Annotated in this window: 18 protein-coding genes; 5 read left to right on the top strand and 13 right to left on the bottom strand. The window is 71.5% G+C overall.

The genetic code is table 11. The features are described from left to right. Window positions 1–5: 5 nt before the first annotated feature. Window positions 6–1,241, bottom strand: a complete 1,236-nt coding sequence (locus ACGFI1_RS05820; protein WP_392733177.1) for a methionine adenosyltransferase — start codon at window positions 1,239–1,241, stop codon at window positions 6–8. Further along, a complete protein-coding gene (locus ACGFI1_RS05815) occupies window positions 1,238–2,386 on the bottom strand; it encodes a glycosyltransferase family 2 protein (protein ID WP_392784545.1) in 1,149 nt (382 codons plus the stop codon). Before ACGFI1_RS05815 ends, ACGFI1_RS05820 begins: the two co-directional genes overlap by 4 nt. Between ACGFI1_RS05815 and ACGFI1_RS05810 the strand changes: the two genes are divergently transcribed. The 3 genes from ACGFI1_RS05810 to ACGFI1_RS05800 all read left to right on the top strand — a co-directional run bounded on the left by ACGFI1_RS05810 (window position 2,379) and on the right by ACGFI1_RS05800 (window position 4,529). Next, window positions 2,379–3,740, top strand: coding sequence for a helix-turn-helix domain-containing protein (locus ACGFI1_RS05810; RefSeq protein ID WP_392783447.1), 1,362 nt, complete (start codon window positions 2,379–2,381; stop codon window positions 3,738–3,740). The genes ACGFI1_RS05815 and ACGFI1_RS05810 overlap by 8 nt on opposite strands. Window positions 3,741–3,763: 23 nt before the next feature. Beyond that, entirely contained in the window at window positions 3,764–4,231 is a 468-nt protein-coding gene (locus ACGFI1_RS05805; protein WP_364546785.1) for an NUDIX hydrolase, read from the top strand. Between the two features lie 169 nt (window positions 4,232–4,400). Then, on the top strand, window positions 4,401–4,529 hold the full coding sequence (locus ACGFI1_RS05800) for a DUF397 domain-containing protein (protein ID WP_392784543.1): 129 nt from the start codon (window positions 4,401–4,403) through the stop codon (window positions 4,527–4,529). A 221-nt stretch (window positions 4,530–4,750) separates the two neighbouring features. On the opposite strand, the gene ACGFI1_RS05795 is transcribed toward ACGFI1_RS05800, so the two are convergent. Next, on the bottom strand, window positions 4,751–5,212 hold the full coding sequence (locus ACGFI1_RS05795; RefSeq protein WP_392783444.1) for a TetR family transcriptional regulator C-terminal domain-containing protein: 462 nt from the start codon (window positions 5,210–5,212) through the stop codon (window positions 4,751–4,753). Between ACGFI1_RS05795 and ACGFI1_RS05790 the strand changes: the two genes are divergently transcribed. Then, on the top strand, window positions 5,195–5,950 hold the full coding sequence (locus ACGFI1_RS05790) for a CPBP family glutamic-type intramembrane protease (protein ID WP_392783441.1): 756 nt from the start codon (window positions 5,195–5,197) through the stop codon (window positions 5,948–5,950). The two genes, ACGFI1_RS05795 and ACGFI1_RS05790, sit on opposite strands and share 18 nt — an antisense overlap. Before the next feature lie 261 nt (window positions 5,951–6,211). Here ACGFI1_RS05790 and ACGFI1_RS05785 read toward each other — a convergent pair whose 3' ends face one another. The 10 genes from ACGFI1_RS05785 to ACGFI1_RS05740 form a co-directional block, all read right to left on the bottom strand. Further along, window positions 6,212–7,267 carry a Gfo/Idh/MocA family protein gene (locus tag ACGFI1_RS05785; protein WP_392783438.1) on the bottom strand — a complete coding sequence of 352 codons (1,056 nt, stop codon included), beginning with the start codon at window positions 7,265–7,267 and terminating at the stop codon, window positions 6,212–6,214. Window positions 7,268–7,285: 18 nt separating this feature from the next. Continuing rightward, entirely contained in the window at window positions 7,286–8,113 is an 828-nt protein-coding gene (locus tag ACGFI1_RS05780; RefSeq protein ID WP_392783434.1) for a maleylpyruvate isomerase family mycothiol-dependent enzyme, read from the bottom strand. A gap of 63 nt (window positions 8,114–8,176) precedes the next feature. Continuing rightward, window positions 8,177–10,210, bottom strand: a complete 2,034-nt coding sequence (locus ACGFI1_RS05775) for a hypothetical protein (RefSeq protein WP_392783430.1) — start codon at window positions 10,208–10,210, stop codon at window positions 8,177–8,179. 13 nt (window positions 10,211–10,223) lie between these two features. Next, a complete protein-coding gene (locus tag ACGFI1_RS05770; protein WP_392783427.1) occupies window positions 10,224–11,099 on the bottom strand; it encodes a glutamate ABC transporter substrate-binding protein in 876 nt (291 codons plus the stop codon). Window positions 11,100–11,121: 22 nt separating this feature from the next. Beyond that, the gene (locus ACGFI1_RS05765; RefSeq protein WP_392783424.1) at window positions 11,122–12,537 is read right to left on the bottom strand and encodes a hypothetical protein; all 1,416 of its coding nucleotides are present in this window, start codon (window positions 12,535–12,537) and stop codon (window positions 11,122–11,124) included. A 95-nt stretch (window positions 12,538–12,632) separates the two neighbouring features. Beyond that, on the bottom strand, window positions 12,633–13,427 hold the full coding sequence (locus ACGFI1_RS05760; RefSeq protein WP_392783421.1) for an SDR family NAD(P)-dependent oxidoreductase: 795 nt from the start codon (window positions 13,425–13,427) through the stop codon (window positions 12,633–12,635). A gap of 57 nt (window positions 13,428–13,484) precedes the next feature. After that, entirely contained in the window at window positions 13,485–14,279 is a 795-nt protein-coding gene (locus tag ACGFI1_RS05755; protein WP_392783418.1) for an enoyl-CoA hydratase/isomerase family protein, read from the bottom strand. Window positions 14,280–14,374: 95 nt separating this feature from the next. Continuing rightward, window positions 14,375–15,508, bottom strand: coding sequence for an acetyl-CoA C-acetyltransferase (locus ACGFI1_RS05750; protein ID WP_138636580.1), 1,134 nt, complete (start codon window positions 15,506–15,508; stop codon window positions 14,375–14,377). Window positions 15,509–15,633: 125 nt separating this feature from the next. After that, on the bottom strand, window positions 15,634–17,673 hold the full coding sequence (locus ACGFI1_RS05745; protein WP_392783414.1) for a DHA2 family efflux MFS transporter permease subunit: 2,040 nt from the start codon (window positions 17,671–17,673) through the stop codon (window positions 15,634–15,636). 119 nt (window positions 17,674–17,792) lie between these two features. Continuing rightward, complete coding sequence (locus tag ACGFI1_RS05740; RefSeq protein ID WP_392783411.1) at window positions 17,793–18,191, bottom strand: hypothetical protein; 399 nt, start codon at window positions 18,189–18,191, stop codon at window positions 17,793–17,795. Window positions 18,192–18,392: 201 nt separating this feature from the next. Between ACGFI1_RS05740 and ACGFI1_RS05735 the strand changes: the two genes are divergently transcribed. Beyond that, window positions 18,393–18,554, top strand: a complete 162-nt coding sequence (locus tag ACGFI1_RS05735; protein WP_171069007.1) for a hypothetical protein — start codon at window positions 18,393–18,395, stop codon at window positions 18,552–18,554. The last annotated feature ends 76 nt before the right edge of the window (window positions 18,555–18,630 follow it).

Below are 18,630 nucleotides of genomic sequence, written 5' to 3'. Positions count from 1 at the left end.
TCCGCTCAAGCCGTCGCGAGGTCGCCGACCAGCAGCCGGGCACGCAGCGAGTCCAGGTCGGTCACGACTTCGGCGATCACTTTGCGGACGAGCGGTTCGCTCAGCGGCTCCTCGCTGGAGGTCTGCACGACCGTTTGCCATGGGTCGTCGAGATCGCGGCCGGACTGCGATACCAGGGCCACCGCGACCGTTCGGCCGGTTTCGGCGTGGAGGCGTTCGGCGGCCTGCTGGGCAGCGAGGTTGTAGAGCTTGCCGACGTGATAGACGGGGTTTTTGCCCGACACCCCTTCGGCGGACCAAGGGCGCAGCATCGAGATCACTCCGTTGGTCCGGTTGCCGCGGCCGACCACGCCCTCGTCACCCGATTCCAGCGACGAGCCGATCGCCGTCAGGTACAGCTCCTGCCGCTCATCGTTGTCGCGGGTGTTGACGGCAGCCTCGATAACGCAGTGCGGGGCGGTCTCCTCCGCGATCTCGGCGATCAACTCGCGTAGCCGCGCGCGCCGTCCGACGTAGGTAGACAGATCAGGGGTGTACTCGGCGATCTGCGGCACGCACGCAGTCACATGAACCTGGTTGCCGTGCCGCACCACCATGATCTTGACGTCGGTCCCCAGCCACGGCTGCGGACAGGCCTGCTGGGAGCCGGTCAGCTCCGCCTCGACGGCGATCGCGACCTGCTCGGCGATCCCGGACGGTGCGTAGCCGACGCCGGCGGAGGTGTCGTTGGCGAACAACCTCGTCCGCTCAGCGAGGTCGTCTAGGCTCCTGGGCGCGAACCAGAACCGCCGCCCTGCCTGCTGGGCGTCGGTCTCGCCCAGCACCGCGCCCGGGCTGGACGCCTGGGTCACTCGGGGCCGCAACACCAGGTCACGGGTGACGTCCAAACGCGGGAGCGCGTCCGCCAGGTACTCGCGGACCGCCGCCTCAATGATCGCCTCAACCGGAATGGCGGCGTCGCCGAGCGCTGCGGTGAAGCGGCCGTTGACCAGCGCGGTGATCGGCGCTGTCAGTTCGCCGTGGCCGAACCGGACGTCCGCGGCGCCGCCGAGCAGCGCGGTCTTGTCGGCGTTGTGGTGCAAGATCGCGCCGAACTCGTCCAGGCAGTAGCGGCTGTAGGATCGCGAGACAGCTTCGGCCACGCCATCGGCCAGCGTGTCGGGGTGCCCAGCGCCTTTGCGCTCGACCACTTCGAGCGCATGGTCGGCGGGCGGCAGGCCGGTGCCGATGATCACGTTCATGTGCATCCCTCCGGATCGGTGGAGCTGAGTGGGAGCAGCGTCCGGCTGGTAAGTCCGAGCCGGACGCGTTCGAGGTGATAGGTGCAGATCCGGGCGGCGTCGCGAAGCGCCACCACAAGCTGCACGTCGTCCAGGAAGGCCCAGGCAGCTGCAAGCAGCGCCAGGACGTCGACGATGTCGGAGAACCCCGCACGGATAGCGGGCGCTGGGACACGCACGGTCGTGCGCATGCGGGCAACACAGAGCCCGTGGCAGGCGCCCTGAAGGACGAACCACCCCGGACGTGTCTGTGCGCGGCCCACCGGGTGGTCCACAACCGCCTTCGGCTCGATCACCACGCGAAGGCCCGCCTGCCACACCCGATCGGCGAACTCCAGGTCCTCGCAATCGAGTGGCAGCCGACCGCGACGCCCCAGGTCGGTACGCAGGAGCCCGAGCTGGGCAAATACGTGCCGGTTGACGAGGAGGTTCGCGCCGACGATCCAATACGGCCAGCCGTAGTCGCTCGGCTTCTCGGGCCAGTCCAGCGGGCCGTGGCATTCGGCAAGCGGACGGGCCGCAACCCAGCCCATCGTGAGCGCCGTCCCCTCGGGATAGGACGTCACCGTCCGACCGCCCACGACTGCGGCGTCATGCTGGCCGGCCGCCGCCACAAGCGCCTGCAGCCAGCCTGGGCGCGGACGGATGTCGGCATCGGTCAGCACCACGTAACGGCCCCGCGAAGCCTGGATGCCGCGGTTGCGTCCCCGGCTCAAACCCGGCCGCGGTTCGTGGAACACCCGCACAGGGAACGGCCACGAGCAGGCCGCCAACGCGGGGCCCTCGCAATGGCCCCGCTGGCTGTTGTCCACGACGACTACTTCGAGGCCGGCAGACCTGCTTCCGACGAAGCTCTGTTGTGCCAGTGCGGTCAACAAGCCTTGCAGCGCGTTCGCGTTCCCGCGCACCGAGACGACCACCGACACCAACGGCTTCTCACCGTCGGCAAGCTCTGGCACCGAGCCCTCAGCGCGGTGAGCCGCAAGGGGCCGACTGAACGATCTCTGCGCTCGTTTACGTAGGACATCGCCGACGTACTTCCCGGCCGTGTGCACCAGACGGGCAGCATCACCAACCGATGTGATGGCGGGCCACAGCATGGTCATCGTCACGGTGCCCACCTCCGAAGTCGCCCTTGGCCGAACCTGTTGCGGCACGATCGCCAAGAAGTTAGAACCGCTGAAGGGCCACCACCCGGAAAGAAAATCCGGGGTCACTCGGCGGAGATCCGTGATGAGCGATCACTGGCAAGACCTGTCACCCGGGCAACGCGTGGCCTGGCACCGCGTCCGCCGCGGCATCCCGCAAGAGGTCCTGGCCGGCCTGGTCGGACGCACCGAGGACTGGCTCAGCAAGATCGAGAACGACCGCGCACCACTGGACCGGCTCTCGGTCATACGAGCCCTCGCCGACGCCCTGCGCATCTCGGTCTTCGACATCATCGGTCCACAGCCGAGCAGGCCACCCCGCGCAGAGCCGTCCGCCCTCGACGTCGGTCCGGTCCGCTCCGCGCTCACCGACTACCGGCAGCTATCGCCGCTGCTGGCCGCCCTGGACGCGGAGCCAGAGGCGCCTCGCCTGGACTTCCTTCGCCGGGACGTCGCCGAGGTAATGACCGCCTACCAGCAATCGCGCTACGCACAGATGCTGGGCCGATTGCCGGCACTGCTCGCCCAAACCCACCTCGCCACCCGAGAGGCAGAGGCTCAGCATCAGCCCGAAGCGGACCGGCTCGCCGCGCTGGCCAACCAATCCGCGGCGATGATCCTCACCAAACTCGGCGAGACCGACCTCGCCTGGATCGCCGCCCAACGCGGACTCACTGTGGCCGAACGCACCGCCGATCCCACCGTCATCGGATCCCTGTTCCGCTCGGTCATCCATGCCCTGCAGTCCCAGGGCCGCCTCGACGAAGCCGCCGCCATGGCCCAGACCGCATCCGGATACCTCGAACGCCAGCACGCGCACCGCTCACCCACACTGCTGTCAATCCACGGCACTCTGCTGCTCCCCGGCGCCGTCGCAGCCGCCCGAGCCGGCAACCGCTCCGTCGCCAGTGACTACCTCGCTCGTGCCGAACGGATCGCCGAAGAGCTCGGTGCCGACGCCAACCACCTGTGGACCGCCTTCGGCCCCACCAACGTGCGCATCCACCGCGTCACCACCGCCATGGCGCTCGGCGACGTCCCCACCGCACTCGACCTCATCCCAGGGATCGACACCGCGGGCCTGCCCGCCGAGCGCGCCGTCCGGCACAGCCTCGAAGTCGTCAACGCCTACCGCGCCCGCAACAAGATCGACGAGGCCATTGGCGAACTCCTCATCGCCGAACGCCGCGCCGCCGAACAGGTCCACGCCCACGTCATGAGCCGCCAGCTCGTCCACCAGCTCCGCGACACCACCACCGGCCGACGCAGCCGCCCTCTGGCTGATCTCGCCCGCCGCATGAACATCATCTAGCTCGATCTCCTACCCTCACTGCTGTGACTGATGACCCGGCAGCGAGTTTCACCCGCGCCCGCGCGGCAGCAGGTGTCCTCTTCTTCGACGACCACGACCGCGTCATGCTGGTCGACCCCTCGTACAAGGACTACCGCGACATCCCCGGCGGCTACGTCGAACACGGCGAGACTCCCCGCCAAGCCGCGGCGCGCGAAGTCACCGAAGAACTCGGCATCAGTCCACCGATCGGCCGGCTCCTGGTCGCCGACTGGGCCCCGAACGACAGCGAAGGCGACAAGGTCCTCTTCCTCTTCGACGGCGGCACCCTTACCCCTGAGCACCTCAACGCCATCCGCCTCGACCCGGACGAACTCGTCGGCTACCGCTTCCACGACATCACCCAGATCCACGACCTGACGATCCCCCGCCTGGCCCGCCGCCTCGTCCATGCCCACGCTGCCCACCACGACAGCACCACCCGCTACCTCGAGCACGGGCAAGAAAACTAGACGCTGCGATCGACACCGAACACCGGCCCCTTCAGTGCGTGTTTGAGAAGGATCTTGTTATTGGTATGCGAGGGGGCGTGGGTCTTGGCGGACGCGGGCTGGCAACGAACCACACCCCACCTGGCGCAAGAGCAGCTACAGCAGCCAGGAGGGCGGCACCTGCGTCGAACTGGCCGACCTGAACCCCATGGTGGGCGTCCGCGACAGCACCGAACCCCACGGCCCCGTCCTCCAGTTCGGACGGGACGCCATGGCCGGGCTCCTTGGCCGCATCAAGACCGGCGAACTCGACCGCTAGCCGTCCCCCCGGCAAGCAAGCCCCCTCTCCGGAGGAGGCTTTTCCGCTTTTTCGGCCGCTCACTGCCGCAGCGAACCTCGCCATCCGTCCCCCCAAAACAACATCTACATGCGGACCAACCTCGCCCCTGCAGGAGGGTGGTTTCGTACGCCTGTAGCGGCAGCGTTTGTCGATGAGTTCGGGCGACGCCCCTGATCGTCGGGCTGTCGTGTTGATGAGATTCAGCAACCCCTAGGGGCGTTCCCCTGCGCGGTGGGGTGGATCAGGGTGCTCAGGTGCTGTTCGTAGATTGCGCGGACGCGGTCGGGAGGCATTCGGTCGGGCGCGGTGACGGATTGCAGGCAGAGGCCGTCGAACAGGGCGCGCAGGCGGTCGGCCTCCAGGTCGACGTCGGCGGCGGGGGCGAGGTGGCCCGCCTCGGCGAGGTGGCGCAGGGTGGTGCGGAACAGGTCGGCCAAGTACCGGTCGCCCTCGGCGCTGAGTTGGCGTGCGCCCGCGTCCACCAGCGACCTTGACAGGAACGCGACCCATACCTCGTTGGCCGTGCGGGTCTGGGCGTCCAGCGGCAGCAGCAGCCCGTCCCCCTGCGCTCCGCCCCCGGTGTGATCGGACGGGCCGTGCTCGGCATGCTCGTGAAGGCCCTGGCACTGGGCCCGGCGGGCGCGATGGGTGACATCGCACACGAGCGTCTGGCGCTCGACGGCACCGGGCGGCAGGTGCTGACCGCCGTGGTGTGCTGCGCCATCGCCGTGCCGCTGATCGTGTTCCTGCGGTGCCGCGTCGACCGGCTCCCCCTGGCCGGGCTGGGCCTGACCGGTCGCGCCGAGAGCATGCGCGCGTTCACCTCCGGCGTGTTGATCAGCGCGGGGTCGGCCGCGGTGATGTTCGGGCTGGGCACCGTCACGGGCTGGGTTCGCTGGGGGGCGCTCGACTGGCCCCGGCTTGTCGCCTACATCGCGTTGAACGCGGTGATCGCGCTGGCGTTGGAGGCGCTACCGGAGGAGCTGACCCTGCGTGGCTACGCGTACCGCACCCTCAACGCGCGGTTCCGGCGGAGGGCGGCGTTCTTCGGCACGCTGGCACTGTTTCTGGTCACGCCCGGGGCCGCCGGCGTCGTTCAGGCGGCTGTGTCGGCGTTGCTCGGGGGGCCGGTCGCTCGGCCGGGGCTGGCTCCGCCCGGCGAGGACGCCGTGTCGTACCTGATCCTGCTGACGTTCTTCGGGACCGCGCTGCTCACCGCCAGGATCACCACGGGCTCGCTGTGGAGTGCGATCGGTCTGCACCTGACGTTCCTGACCGTCAACCGCGTGACGCTGTTCGGAGAGGATCGCGACGCGGGGTGGTCGGCCGAACGGACCACGCCGGACGCCGTCCTGCTCGTCCGGGCTACCTGCTCCTGGCCACCGCGTTGTTCCGGCTGACCGGCCGGCGGATCGGCTGGCGCGAACGCGCGCCCGAGTGATCCGCACCACGGCCGCCGGATACGGTCTGGTCGAGCCCGGATGGGCGCTGCCGTGGAGCGTCGGGTCCGAGGCTTGCCACGTCACCGCGGGAGTACGACCGACGGGCGCGTCCTCTTGTTCGGACGGGCCGCTCTGTAGCGGCTGGTCCTGTCCATCAAGAGCGGCGATTTCTGTTACCCAGTGCAGGACGAGGCGTAGCGGTTTCGTTCAGCGCGGTCGTCACTCCGGGGAGAAGTCCGGGACCGGCATCGGTCGCGAGCCGTTCTTCAGGGACTCCGCGCCGGCGACGCCGACCAGGGAGGCGGCAACTGCGGGCCGCACGGGGACCAGCGGGGGCTCACCGCGCTCCACGGTCGCCTTGAAGCCCTGGAGGATGCGTACCGTCCCCTCGTCGTGCCGCTCTACCTCTTGGCCGTTCAGGACGAAGGGCTGCGGCACCCGCTCCTCTTCGTGCGCGGCGGCGGTGCCTCTGGTCCAGCCCTCCGCGCGGACGCGGACGGACCACGAGCGTTCACCCGCCGACCGCACGGACTCGGCCAACGCCCGCGTGCCCCGGACGGACAACCAGCTCCAGTGGCTGTCGGGCTCGCCCTGGAGGAAGCCGTGGCGGGTGATGGCCAGCGCACCGGTCGACAGCCGGACGGTCATGACGACGGCGTCGCGCGGGTTGGCCTCGTCCGCGGAGAACGCCGCCACCTCCACGGGCCAGGCGTCCGTGACGGCCAGCACCGGTGACACGGTGTGCGTGCAGTACGCCGTCGCGGCGATGCGGCTGCGCCAGCTCGCGGGATCGCCGATGAGCCCGGTGACGGCGTCCGGCGCCATGCCGTGCAGGTAGTCGGCCTCGATCAGGCTGACCCGGCCCAGTTCCCCGCCCTCGACGGCCTGCCGGATCAGGCGGACATGCGGGTGCTCGACGAAGTTCTCGGCGAAGGAGTAGGTGGCCGCCGACCGCTCGGCCGCCGCGACAAGGCGCCGCCCCTCGTCCTCGCTCACGCAGGCCGCGCACTCGGACAGCACGTGCACGTCCCGCTCCAGGAACGCGATGGCCAGCGGCGCGTGCTCGTCGAAGTCGTTGGCCAGGACGATCCCGTCCACCCGATGCTCCAGCAGTTCCTCCCAGTGCTCGGTGAGGACCGCACCGGGCAGGTCTGGGCGGGCCGCCTCCCGCTTTGCGGCGTCGCGGTCGCAGGCGGCCACCACGTCCATGCCGAGCCGCCGGGCCCAGCCCGCCAGGTGCAGCCCTCTGCTCAGCCCGATCACACCGATGCGCATGCGTACCCCCAAGGCCGGTTAGGCGATGACCGCGAGCAGGGCCGTGATGGACGCGGTGAGGTCGGCGTCGCCGGACGCCGTCGAGCGCTCGCGAGCCTGCTCCACGGTGATGCCTCGGGTCGCCAGGCGCCAGAAGGCGTCCTGGTCCATGGAGACGTGTGCGGACGGCTCACCGTGGGGCTCGGCCATCCGCCATCGTCCGTCCTGCCGGGCCGCGGTCCACCGTCCGCCCGCCGGGCCGGTCACTTCCAGGTGAGCCGTGCAGCCTTCGGGGCGGTCGTGCATTCGCAGGGCGTGCGGCAGGCCCCGCGCGAATATGTCCAGCACCGGGGCCATGAGGTCGGGTTCTACGGCGCCCGGAGCGGAGACGGCGTCGCGCACCTGCTGCTGGTGGACCCAGAACTCGGTGTACTCGCGGCCGATGTCCAGCCAGGCGGGGCTGCCGACGTCGTCGGCGGCCCAGGAGACGTTCAGGTCGGCGGCGGCCTGGAGGTCTCGGGTCGCCCACATGGCGTCGAGCCGCGGTCCGAGGTGGTCCAGCAGCTCGATCATCAGCTGCGGGCTCAGCTGCCGGGACGCCCGGACGAACTCGTCGTTGGTGCGCGCCAGGTGGGAGGGAAGCGTCTCGTCGTCGGCGAACACCGCGCCGCCGTACCCGTCGCGGCTGCCCGACAGGCGGCGCATGTAGTCGTTGAGGACATGGCCGACGACGTCATGGACGTCCCAGCCGGGGCACACCGTCGGCGCGGCCCACTCGGCCGGGGTCAGGGCCCGGAGCAGGTCGAGCATGGCCTGCCGCTCGCGCGGGAACAGGGGGCGGACGTCCACGGCCGGTCCGAAGATCATGAACGCGACCCTACCCACGGCCGGTCCCGTCTTTCCTGTGCTTTTCCGGGCGGGCCTTCCGCGTCAGTTGCGTTTGAGGACGCCGGTCAGGCCCGCGACCACGGCGGTGCCCAGGATCCAGCCGGCCGCGATGAAGGCCCACGACCAGTACTGGGCGGCACCGCCGGGCTGCCATGCCTTCTGCTGGCCGAGGTCTCCGATGGGCAGCAGCACGTCGAGGGTGTAGCCGAGGGCGCTGAAGGACGGCGCGGTCGTCGCGGTCTTCGTCATCTGGTCGGGGGCGAAGACCTGGGTGCCGAGCACGAGGAGGGCGGCCAGCCAGACGGCGGCGAGCCAGGTCCGGTAGCCGTAGCCGACGGTCAGGTACAGCAGCCAGTTCGCCAGCTTGCCGGGCGCCCTCAGCACCGTGCGGCGCTGCCACTGCTTGGCGATGGCGACCTGCCGGGCGGACGCCTCGTGGCCGGTGCGCCGGTAGGCGGCGGCGAGCTGGTCGTAGATCTCCGGGGTGTAGCCGCCGCGGTGGCGGGACGCCCAGCGCAGCCGCGACCGGACGTCCGCGTCGCCGGTCAGGGTGTCGTAGGTGAAGCCCTGCAGCAGGAGGGTGGCGGGCCATGTCCGGTGGTCGTCCTCGTAGATTCCGACCTGGGTGCCGGTGAGGTTGATGAGCCCCTCGGGGGCCTGCCGGGGCAGGAGGATGAGCGCCTGCGCCGTCGCGAAGCCCAGGTCGAGCGCCTGGCGGCGGGGCCTGGTGAGGACGGCGTCGGTCAGTTCGATGTGGCCGCCCACGCGCGCGCCGGAGAGCTGGAGCCCGCCTTCGGCGGTGAACCCTCTGCGGCACATCAGGTCACCGTCGACGCTGAGCCGCACCGCGTACAGCGCGCGGCGTTCCGGGTTGCTGAGCCGCGCTCCGCCGAAGTCGGCCACTCCGCCGACCCTGGCCCCGACGAGGCGGACCTCCCCCTCGGCCGACAAGCGCCGGCCGTACACGGACTGCTCGATGGTGAGCGCGTCGGCGGTCAGCGCCTGGTCGCCGGGGTTGGCGAGGACGGCGTCGTCGAGGTTCAGCGCGCCGCCGATCCGGGCGCGGACGAGCTGGACCTCGCCCTCGGCCCGGAAGCCGCCGGTCGCGTGGACGTCCTGGTCGACGACGAGCCCTTCGCCGTTCAGCGCCCGCGCGCCCGGGTTGGACAGGTGGGCGGCGGCCAGGACCAGCGTCCCGCCGACGCGGGCGCCGGTGAGCCGGATCTCCCCGTCGGACGTCAGGCCCTCGGCCAGCACACCGTCATCGACGGCGAGGCGGTCGGCGGTGAGCGCGGCGGCACCCGGATTGGCCAGGCGCGCGCGGGTCAGATCGAGCCTGCCGCCGATGCGCGCCCCGGGGAGCCTCACTTCCCCGTTCGCGGACAGGTCGCTGCAGAAGGCGTCGTGGCCGACCGTGAGGCGGGCGGCGGCCAGCGCGGCGGCGCCGGGCGCGTCCAAGTGGGCTCCGTCCAAGGACAAGGTGCCGTCGATCGCGGCCCCGCGCAGGTGCACCTCGCCATGGACGGTGAGGCCCCGGCAGGCCATGTCTCGCGCGACCGTGAGCCCATCGGCGGCCAGGGCAGGGGTGCCTGGGGCGCGCAGGACGGCATCGCTCAGATCGAGCGTCCCACCGATGTCGGCGCCCGCGATATGGATCCGCTCGGCCGTGAAGCCTCGGTTCAGCTCCAGGTTCCCGGCGGTCCGCAGTTGGTCGGCGAGGAGCGCGGGGACGCGGCATCCGGGCAGCCGCACGGACGGCGCGGTCGCCTCACTGAGGACGAGCGGCTCGTCGAAGCGGCAGTCGTCCAGCAGCAGCGGGCACCTCAGCTCGGTCGCCTCCAGGTCGAGCGCACCGGCGATGCGCGCGCCGCGCAGCTTCAGGGCCCTCGGCCGCCGTCCCTCCGGTGCCCGCTCGCCCGTCAGCAGCTCGGCCAGCAGGGCGGCGCGCACCCGCCGGTCGGCGTCCGTCCCGCCGTCTCGGACGTCGGCCCACGCGCCGGTGGCGACGGCTTCAAGAAGCCCTCGCTCGGCCTCGCTCAGCTCCCCGAACCGCGGGTCGGGGCCGGGATCGGTCATCGCGACGGCGCTCTCAGGAGCAGCCCTCGAACTGGGGGACGGTGATGGCGATGTCGAGGCCGGAGGTGGAGAACCACTGGTCGAGGAGGGTCTCGGCGGCGCCGTTCTGGTACATGCCGGTCAGGATCCGATTGACCTCGCGGCAGCCGTTCACGTCGCCCTTGCGCAGGCCGATGCCGTAGCGCTCGTCGGAGAACGGCGCATTGACCACGGTGACGCCGGAGCCGGGCACGGCCGCGTACCCGGCGAGGATCAGGTCGTCGGTGGAGACGGCGTCCAGCTTTCCGTCCGCCAACTGTTCGACGCACTTGGCGTAGGAGGGCGCGGGCTTCGGATCGAGCACGGCGGGAACCTTGCGCTCCTCGGTCACCCGGCGCCAGGAGTTGGACCCATCGACCCAGCAGAGCCGCTTGCCGCGCAGGTCGCGCACGCCGCTGATGGAGCGGTCCCCCTGCCGGACGAGGATGTCCTGGTGCGCGACGTAGTACGGCCCGGCGAAGGTGACCTCGGCCTTGCGTTCGGGCGTGATGGAGTACGTCGCGATCACCATGTCGACCTTGCCGTCGCTCAGCGCTCTCTCCCGCTCGTTCCGCTGGGAGGACAGCGGCTTGAAGGTCAGGTCCTTCGGCGCGACGCCCAGCCGTCCGGCCACGTAGGTCGCGACATCGATGTCGAAGCCCTTCAGCGTGCCGTCGCCGGCCCTCAGGGAAAGGCCGGGCCGGTCGTCGTTGACCCCGATGACCAGGGTGTCCCGGTCGGTGATGGACGGCTGCTCGTCGGCGCCGCCCACCAGCGGCGCCGCCACCACGGTCGCCGCCAGGATCAGCACGGCCAGCCCGGCCAGGGCGGTCGTGGCGGCGAGGGTGAGCGTGCTGCGGGCGGCGTGCACGGAGGGCTCCCGTCTCTCGGTGTCAGCGGTATTCCGACAGGCGCGGCCAGACGCCGGCCGCGATCAGGGCGGCGAGGGCCAGCGCCGCGATGGGCGGCAGCCAGTCCCACGGCTCCACGGCCCGGTCGCCGTCGGCCACACGGCGGGTGCGGAGGAAGTCGTGGTGGCTGATCCGGGCGTCCAGCTCCTGGTCGTGCGCCCGGAACACGGGGTGGGGCAGGGGCGTCCACCGCGGGTCCAGGTGCGCGCGGACGGCGGCGGCGCGCTGCCCACTCTCGGCGAGGGTCCGGACGGTCCGGTCGTGGTCCTGGTACTTGCGGTAGCTGTCCAGGAGCGCGCGGGTGTCGGCGGCGGTGCGTGCGCGGGTGCCGTAGAACCCGCCGAAGTCGACGGTCCGCTTGGTGCCGGCCAGGCGTTCGTCCAGTTCGCGGTAGTAGGCGGCGAGGCTCGTCGCGCCGCCGATGTAGAGGATCGTCTGGGACTTCTCCAGGTACATCTGGTCGTAGCGGTCGGCCTGGTCCGGGTCCAGGAGCTGGCGGGCCCGGTCGGTGTCGAGGCCCTTCCCGATCGCACGGGCGCGCGTGAGGGTGAGGACGGGGTCGAAGCCCGCCGTCTTCGCCGCCCGCAGGTGGTCGGCCTCCGTGGCCATCAAGGACGCGCCCGACACCGTCAGCACCAGCGCCCCGGCGAGCGCGGCGGCGAGCGGCAGGCTCAGCAGCCGCCGGAACCGCCGCGCCAAGTACACCTGGAGGGCGCCCAGCGCGGCGAGCAGCGCGACCCCGGCGCCGAGGACCAGGTACCGGCCCGCGCCGACGGCGGCGTGCTCGTCCCGGTAGGCGGTGTCGACGTCCGCCGCGCCGTCCAGCGTGAGGTTGTACGCCTTCGGCAGCAGGTCCCGCGTCATCAGCTCGGTCGCCGCCCGGTACTGCCGGACGCCGTCCGGCGGCAGCGCGGCGGTCGGGGCCGCCCGCCGCCGCCCGGCCTCCATCGCCGCCCGGACGTGCTGGTCGTAGGTGTGCAGGCCGTCCAGCACCGACTGGACGGTCTGCTGCCGCCCCGGCTCGTCCCGCGCGAGCAGGGCCGCCTGCAGCGCGGCCCGCTGCGCGTCCTCGCGGCGGATGTCGTACGCCTGCCGCTCCCCGCTCCGCTCGCAGGCGGCGGCCGCGTCCTCGGGGTCGCACAGCCAGCCGTCCTCGCCGCCGGTCAGCAGCACGTTCGTGACGTGCGCGTCCATGTCGCTGAGGGCGAGGTACATGTCGCTGGTGGCGACGACCATGGGGCCCTCCCGGTGGCCGAGCGCCTGGAGCCCGTCGCGGGCGTGCCCGGCCCCGGCGGTCAGCACGGCGACCAGGACGCCGAGCGCCACCAGCGCCAGGGCGGACAGGGCCAGGACTCGGCCCGCGACGGTGCGGAGGCCGGGAAGCTTGGGACGACGCACGCTCGGACGCTCTCCTTCGGGGGGCGGTCTCCCAGTCTCGGGGAGTGATCAAGAGCGGGGCAAGCTCGCTGCCACACCCGGACAGCCGGCGGCGCCTACGGGACGCCGGTGATACCGCCGTCCACGCGCAGGTCGATGCCGTTGACGTAGCCGGCCAGCGGGCTGGCGAGGAAGGCGACGGCTGCGGCGATATCGTCCTCGGTGCCGAACCGCCCGCTGGGGTTGGCCGCATAGCCGGCGAGGATCTCCGGCTCCAGCTCCTCCCACGGCGCGGGACGGCCCTGCGCCGCCGCCCGGTCCTCGAACAGCCGCCGCATGCCCGCGGTGACGACCACGCCGGGGCTGACGGTGTTCGCCGTGACGCCGGACCCGGCGAGATGCTTGGCGAGGCTGGCGGTCATGTTGACCACGGCGGCCTTCGCGGCGGAGTAGTCGACCAGGTTCGGCTGCGGCGCGGTCGCCAGGCGGCTCCCGACGTTGATCACGCGCCCCCAGCCGCGCTCGCGCATCGGCGGCGTGAGGACGCGGATCAGCCGCACCGCCGAGACGACGTTGCCGTTGACGGTGTCGAGCCAGACCGCGGGGTCGGCGGTGTCCCAGTCGTGCTCGGCGACCGGCCCGGCGTTGTTGACGAGGATGTCCGCGCCCCACTGCCGGGCCTTCTCGGCCACCTCGGCGGCGGCCGCGTCGTCGGTGAGGTCGCCCAGCGCCACCCCGGCCTCGCCGCCGGCGGCGCGCACGGCGTCCGCGACCTCCGTCGCGCGCGCCTCGTCCCGGCCGTGCACCAGCACCGCGCAGCCCTCGGCGGCCAGCCGCCCGGCCACCGCCGCCCCGATGCCGCCGCTGCTCGCCGTGACCAGTGCCCGCCGTCCCGAAAGTCGAAGATCCATGGGAGGCGACCCTAGGCACCGCCTCCGACAGTCGGCGGTCTCCGGTGTTCCGGGCGGTCAGCGGCCCTGGAAGTCCGGGGAGCGGTTCTCCAGGAAGGCCGTGATGCCCTCCTTGGCGTCCTCCGTGGCGGCCAGCTCGACCAGCTCGCCCAGCAGGTGGGCCACCTGGTCCTCCAGCGGGCGGCCTTCGATCGCGAAGAAGGCGTCGCGGCCGCGGCGCAGGCCGAGGGGGCTCTTGGACGCGATGGTGCGGGCCAGCTCGTCCACCCGGGCGTCCAGTTCGGCGCGCGGGACGACCTCGGTGACCAGGCCGATCTCGCGGCCCTCGGCGGCGGTGACGCGGGCGCCGGTGTAATAGAGCTTGAACGCGTGCTTGGGCGCGACGTTCCGGTTGATGATCGCCATGATCATCATGGGCCAGAGCCCGACGTTGACCTCGGGGGTGGCGAGCTTCACGTCGTCGGCGGCGATCACCAGGTCGCAGGCGGCGGCGAGGCCGAGGCCGCCCGCGACGGCGTGCCCGGCGAGCCGCGCGATGATCGGCTTGCCGAGCTTCGGGAACGCCGTGAACAGCCGGAACGGGGCGCTCTCGCGCACGGCGGAGGCGTCGGCGACCGAGCGGCCGTCCGCCTGGGCCCGCCCGAGGCCGCCGAGGTCGGCGCCCGCGCAGAAGGCCCGGTCGCCGGCGCCCGTGAGGACGATCACCCGGACGCCGGAGTCCGCCTTGGCCCGGTCGAACGCGTCGAGCAGCTCGTCGATCATCTGATCGCTGAGCGAGTTGCGCGCCTCCGGCCGGTTCAGCGTGATCCGTGCGATCCGCTCGTCCACCGTGTAGATGATCGTCTCGTACATGCCCCTCATCCCGGTCGGAAACGGCGTCCGCCCCCGGAGCGGGGCTCCAGGGGCAGACTATGCGGCGAGATCGTCGCGGACGCTCGGCGGTGGCGTCAGAGACGCTCGATGATCGTGGCGTTGGCCTGGCCGCCGCCCTCGCACATGGTCTGCAGGCCGTAGCGGCCGCCGGTGCGCTCCAGCTCGTGCAGGAGCTTGGTCATCAGCACGCCGCCGGTGGCGCCGAGCGGGTGGCCGAGCGCGATGGCGCCGCCGTTGGGGTTGGTCTTCTCCAGCGAGGCGCCGGTGTCGGCCGCCCACGCCATCGGGACCGGGGCGAACGCCTCGTTGACCTCGAAGACGTCGATGTCGTCGATCTTCAGGCCGGACTTGGCGAGGGCCTTCTCGGTCGCCGGGATCGGGCCGGTCAGCATGTAGACCGGGTCGGAGCCGCACACCGCGAGGGTGTGGATGCGGGCGCGCGGCGTCAGGTTGTGCCGCTTGACGGCCTCCTCGGACGCGATGAGCAGCGCGGACGCGCCGATGGAGATCTGCGAGGCGACGGCCGCGGTGATGACGCCGCCCTCGCGCAGGACCTTCAGGCCCGCCATCTTCTCCAGCGTGGTGTCGGGGCGGGCGCCCTCGTCCTTGGACAGGCCGGCGAGCGGCGCGATCTCCCGGTCGAAGTAGCCGGCCTCGATGGCCTTGGCGGCGCGCTGGTGGCTCTCCAGCGCGAACTTCTCCAGGTCCTCGCGGGTGAAGCCCCACTTCTCCGACATCAGCTCCGCGCCGCGGAACTGGGAGATCTCCTGCATGCCGTACCGCTCGGCCCAGCCCTCGCCGTACGGGAAGTCCATCCCCTGGACGATGCTGGAGCCCATCGGCACCTTGGCCATCTGCTCGACGCCGGAGGCGACGACCAGGTCCTGGGTGCCGGACAGGACGCCCTGCGCGGCGAAGTGGATCGCCTGCTGGGACGACCCGCACTGGCGGTCGATGGTCACGCCGGGCACGGTGTCCGGCAGCCCGGCCGACAGCCACGCGGTGCGCGCGACGTCGAGGGCCTGCGGGCCGACCTGCATGACGCAGCCCATGATGTTGTCCTCGACCGCGGAAGGGTCGACGCCGGTGCGGTTCACGAGCTCCTTGAGCACGTGGGCCCCGAGGTCGGCGGGGTGGACGTCCTTCAGGGCGCCCTTCTTGGTACCGACGGGGGTACGGACCGCGCCGACGATGTACGCCTCGGCCACTGCGCCTCCAAGTTGTGGGGTTCCGTCCCGAAACCGAGTGAGATTCGGTTAGTCAGTATGAGATTACATCCATCATGGCGCAACGCCATGTGAGCTGAGTCTCCGGCCCCCGCGCCGCCGCTGGGCTAGCTCTCGCGGACGGCGGCGGCGGGCGGGCGGCGCAGGATCTCGCCGTCCTCGTCGTCGCCGACGGACGCGTGAGCCAGCCTCGTCAGCAGGTCGGCCAGCTCCGGATGCTCCTCGGGCTCCCAGCCGTCCACGTGCCGGGCGAGGCCGGCGCGGCGGGCGTCGAAGAGGCGCTCGGCGACGGCCTGGCCGGATGTGGTGATGGAGAGGGTCGTGTCGCTCCGCTCGACGTACCCGGCGGCGACCAGCCGGTCGACGTACGGGCGTCCGAGCTCGATGGTGACCCCGGCGCGCTCCGCGAGCTCCTGCCGTCCGACGGTGCCGTCCTTGGCGATGCGGCACAGCGCCCATACGCTGCCCGCCGGCAGGTCCACCCCGCAGAGCAGGGCCAGCCGGTCGTAGAGTTCGGCAGCCTTCGGGTCCTTGCGCATGAGTTCGCTCAAGGCGCGCTCTATCTCGTGCCTGGACGAACGGACGGTCGGCGCCGCACCGAACCCTTCGCCGTAGTCGCGCGTCTGCGACGTCGCCCGCAGCGGGACCTCGCGCAAGAACCACGTCAGCACGAACGCGACAGACGCCACGGGCACGGCCCAAAGGAACACCGAGTCGATCGACTGCGCGTAGGCGTGCAGGACGGCCTGCTTGACCTCGCCTGGGAACCGGTCGAGCAGCTGGGGGTTCCCCTGCACGGCCGCAGGGTCGAACCCCGGCGGCAGGATCCGCGCCAGGCCGCCGACGTGCGTGGCGAGCTGGTTGCTGAAGATCGACCCGAACACCGCGACGCCGAACGACCCGCCGATCTGCCGGAAGAACGTGACCCCGGACGTGGCCGACCCCAGGTCCTGGTAAGACACCGCGTTCTGGACGGCGATGACGAGCACCTGCAGCACCAGGCCCAGCCCGAAGCCGAGCAGCGCGAACCGCAGGCTCATCGACAGCGTGGACGAGGTCTCGCTCAGCCCCGAGCACAGCCACAGCGCCAGCGCGATGAGCGGCGTGCCGACCACCGGATAGATCTTGTAGCGGCCGAAGTGGGTGATCAGCTGCCCGGAGCCGATCGAGCTGACCAGCATGCCGAGCATCATCGGCAGCAGGTAGACCCCCGACAGCGTCGGCGACACCCCGTGCACCACCTGCAGGAAGATCGGCAGGAACGTCAGCGCGCCGAACATGGCGAAGCCGACCGCGAAGCTGATCGCCGCGCCCAGGGCGAACACCGGGTTCGCCAGCAGCGCCGGCGGCATGATCGGCTCGGCGGCGCGCCGCTCCACCAGCAGCCACACCACGATCAGCGCCACCGACCCGACGGCGAGGCCGATGATCGGTGCGGACGACCAGGCGTACTGCGTGCCGCCCCAGGTGGTCATCAGCACGAGCCCGACCGCCCAGCCGACGATGAGCAGCGTCCCGAGGTAGTCGATGCGGTGCCGCTCCCGCTCCCCCGTCGCGTGCAGGACGGCGGCGATCACGATCAGCGCGACAATGCCGATGGGGATGTTGATGTAGAACACCCAGCGCCACGACAGGTTGTCGACGAACCAGCCGCCGAGCAGCGGCCCGCACACGCTGGACACGCCGAAGACAGCGCCGAACAGCCCCTGGTACCGGCCGCGCTCGCGGGGCGGCACCACGTCCCCGACGATCGCGACGACGAGCACCATCAGCCCGCCGCCGCCGAGCCCCTGGATGGCGCGGAACACGATCAGCTCGAACATGTCCCGGGACAGGCCGCACAGCGCCGAGCCGATCAGGAAGATGACGATGGACGTCTGGAACAGCCGCTTGCGCCCGTACTGGTCGCCGAGCTTGCCCCACAGCGGCGTCGAGGCCGTCGAGGCGAGCAGGTACGCCGTCACGACCCAGGACAGGTGGTTGAGCCCGCCGAGGTCGCTGACGATCGTCGGCAGCGCCGTCGACACGATCGTCTGGTCGAGCGCCGCGAGCAGCATGGCGAGCATGAGGGCGCCGAGGATCACATAGAGGTCGCGGCCCTTGGGCATGGCCCGCTCGTCCCGCGCCTCTTCCGCCGCCGTCGTCATGCCCCGCCCCCCGCCGAGATCCGCGTGCGGGGGACATCTACCCAGGGGCCGGACAGGATCACCCGGCCCCGGACCGAACGTCAGCGCGTGCTATCGGCGCACGATCTCAGCGCACCGGTTCAGCGCACCAGGTCGGTGCCGACCTTCGCGGCGCCGATCCCGGCGGCGGCGCCGGCGACGCCCACGGCCCCCGCGGTGACCCACAGCGGGAGCGCCTTGCGCGTCTTCAGCCCGTTGACGACGTCGAGCGAGTCGACCGCGAGCCCGAGCCGCGCCCACAGCCTGCGCCCGGAGTCGTCGCTGAGCAGGTAGCCGGCGCCGAGGGCGATCTCCCGCGCGGCGAACATCCGCACCATGTAGTCGCGGCCCGGGTCGGCGCCGCCGCCCATGCCCATCAGCTTCACGGTCAGTTTCGGCGCGGCGAACGCCGCGATCCCGAGGGCGACCCGCCCGCGCGCCAGGTTGGTCGCCATGGCGTCGAGCTTCTCCCGGCCGTCTACTTCCTTCACATCTGCCACAAAGGCGAGATTAGCGGTACCAGCACGCGGCAGAACTGAACACCCACTGGGGGGACGACCCCCCAACCCCCCGAAAATCGGCTGATCAGCGCCCTCCACTCCGCTGGCGCTCCGCTCCGGTCGCCGATCAGCCGGGTAAGCAGTTCCTTACACGTCTATCGTGCTGTGAGGCGGCACTCCCCCGCGCTTGGAAGGTGACCCATGGAAGGCATCATCGCCCTCGTCGTCGTGTCGCTGCTCGCCGCGTTCTGCGTGCGCTGGGCCGCGGTGCGGATGCGCGTCCCCATGCCCACCCGCGTCTCCGTGATCATCGTGTTCGTCCTGGTCGTGCTCTCGCTGTACGGGCAGCACCTGCGCGGATGATCCGGGGCGCGGAAATCTCCGGCGGCGGTGCGAACTTCCACCCCCGGCGGTGAGTCATATCTGACGAAACCCGGCT

The sequence above is a fragment of the Actinomadura geliboluensis genome (assembly GCF_043197915.1).
Lineage (GTDB): Bacteria > Actinomycetota > Actinomycetes > Streptosporangiales > Streptosporangiaceae > Spirillospora > Spirillospora geliboluensis.
This window is presented reverse-complemented; position numbering and strand designations above follow the sequence as displayed.

Bases quoted from the DNA above. Each gene is read 5' to 3' on its own strand.
- ACGFI1_RS05820 (WP_392733177.1), bottom strand. From the start codon at position 1,241: ATGAACGTGATCATCGGCACCGGCCTGCCGCCCGCCGACCATGCGCTC.
- ACGFI1_RS05745 (WP_392783414.1), bottom strand. From the start codon at position 17,673: ATGACGACGGCGGCGGAAGAGGCGCGGGACGAGCGGGCCATGCCCAAG.
- ACGFI1_RS05775 (WP_392783430.1), bottom strand. From the start codon at position 10,210: ATGACCGATCCCGGCCCCGACCCGCGGTTCGGGGAGCTGAGCGAGGCC.
- ACGFI1_RS05755 (WP_392783418.1), bottom strand. From the start codon at position 14,279: ATGTACGAGACGATCATCTACACGGTGGACGAGCGGATCGCACGGATC.
- ACGFI1_RS05815 (WP_392784545.1), bottom strand. From the start codon at position 2,386: ATGACCATGCTGTGGCCCGCCATCACATCGGTTGGTGATGCTGCCCGT.
- ACGFI1_RS05785 (WP_392783438.1), bottom strand. From the start codon at position 7,267: ATGCGCATCGGTGTGATCGGGCTGAGCAGAGGGCTGCACCTGGCGGGC.
- ACGFI1_RS05810 (WP_392783447.1), top strand. From the start codon at position 2,379: ATGGTCATCGTCACGGTGCCCACCTCCGAAGTCGCCCTTGGCCGAACC.
- ACGFI1_RS05780 (WP_392783434.1), bottom strand. From the start codon at position 8,113: ATGATCTTCGGACCGGCCGTGGACGTCCGCCCCCTGTTCCCGCGCGAG.
- ACGFI1_RS05760 (WP_392783421.1), bottom strand. From the start codon at position 13,427: ATGGATCTTCGACTTTCGGGACGGCGGGCACTGGTCACGGCGAGCAGC.
- ACGFI1_RS05790 (WP_392783441.1), top strand. From the start codon at position 5,195: ATGGGTGACATCGCACACGAGCGTCTGGCGCTCGACGGCACCGGGCGG.
- ACGFI1_RS05735 (WP_171069007.1), top strand. From the start codon at position 18,393: ATGGAAGGCATCATCGCCCTCGTCGTCGTGTCGCTGCTCGCCGCGTTC.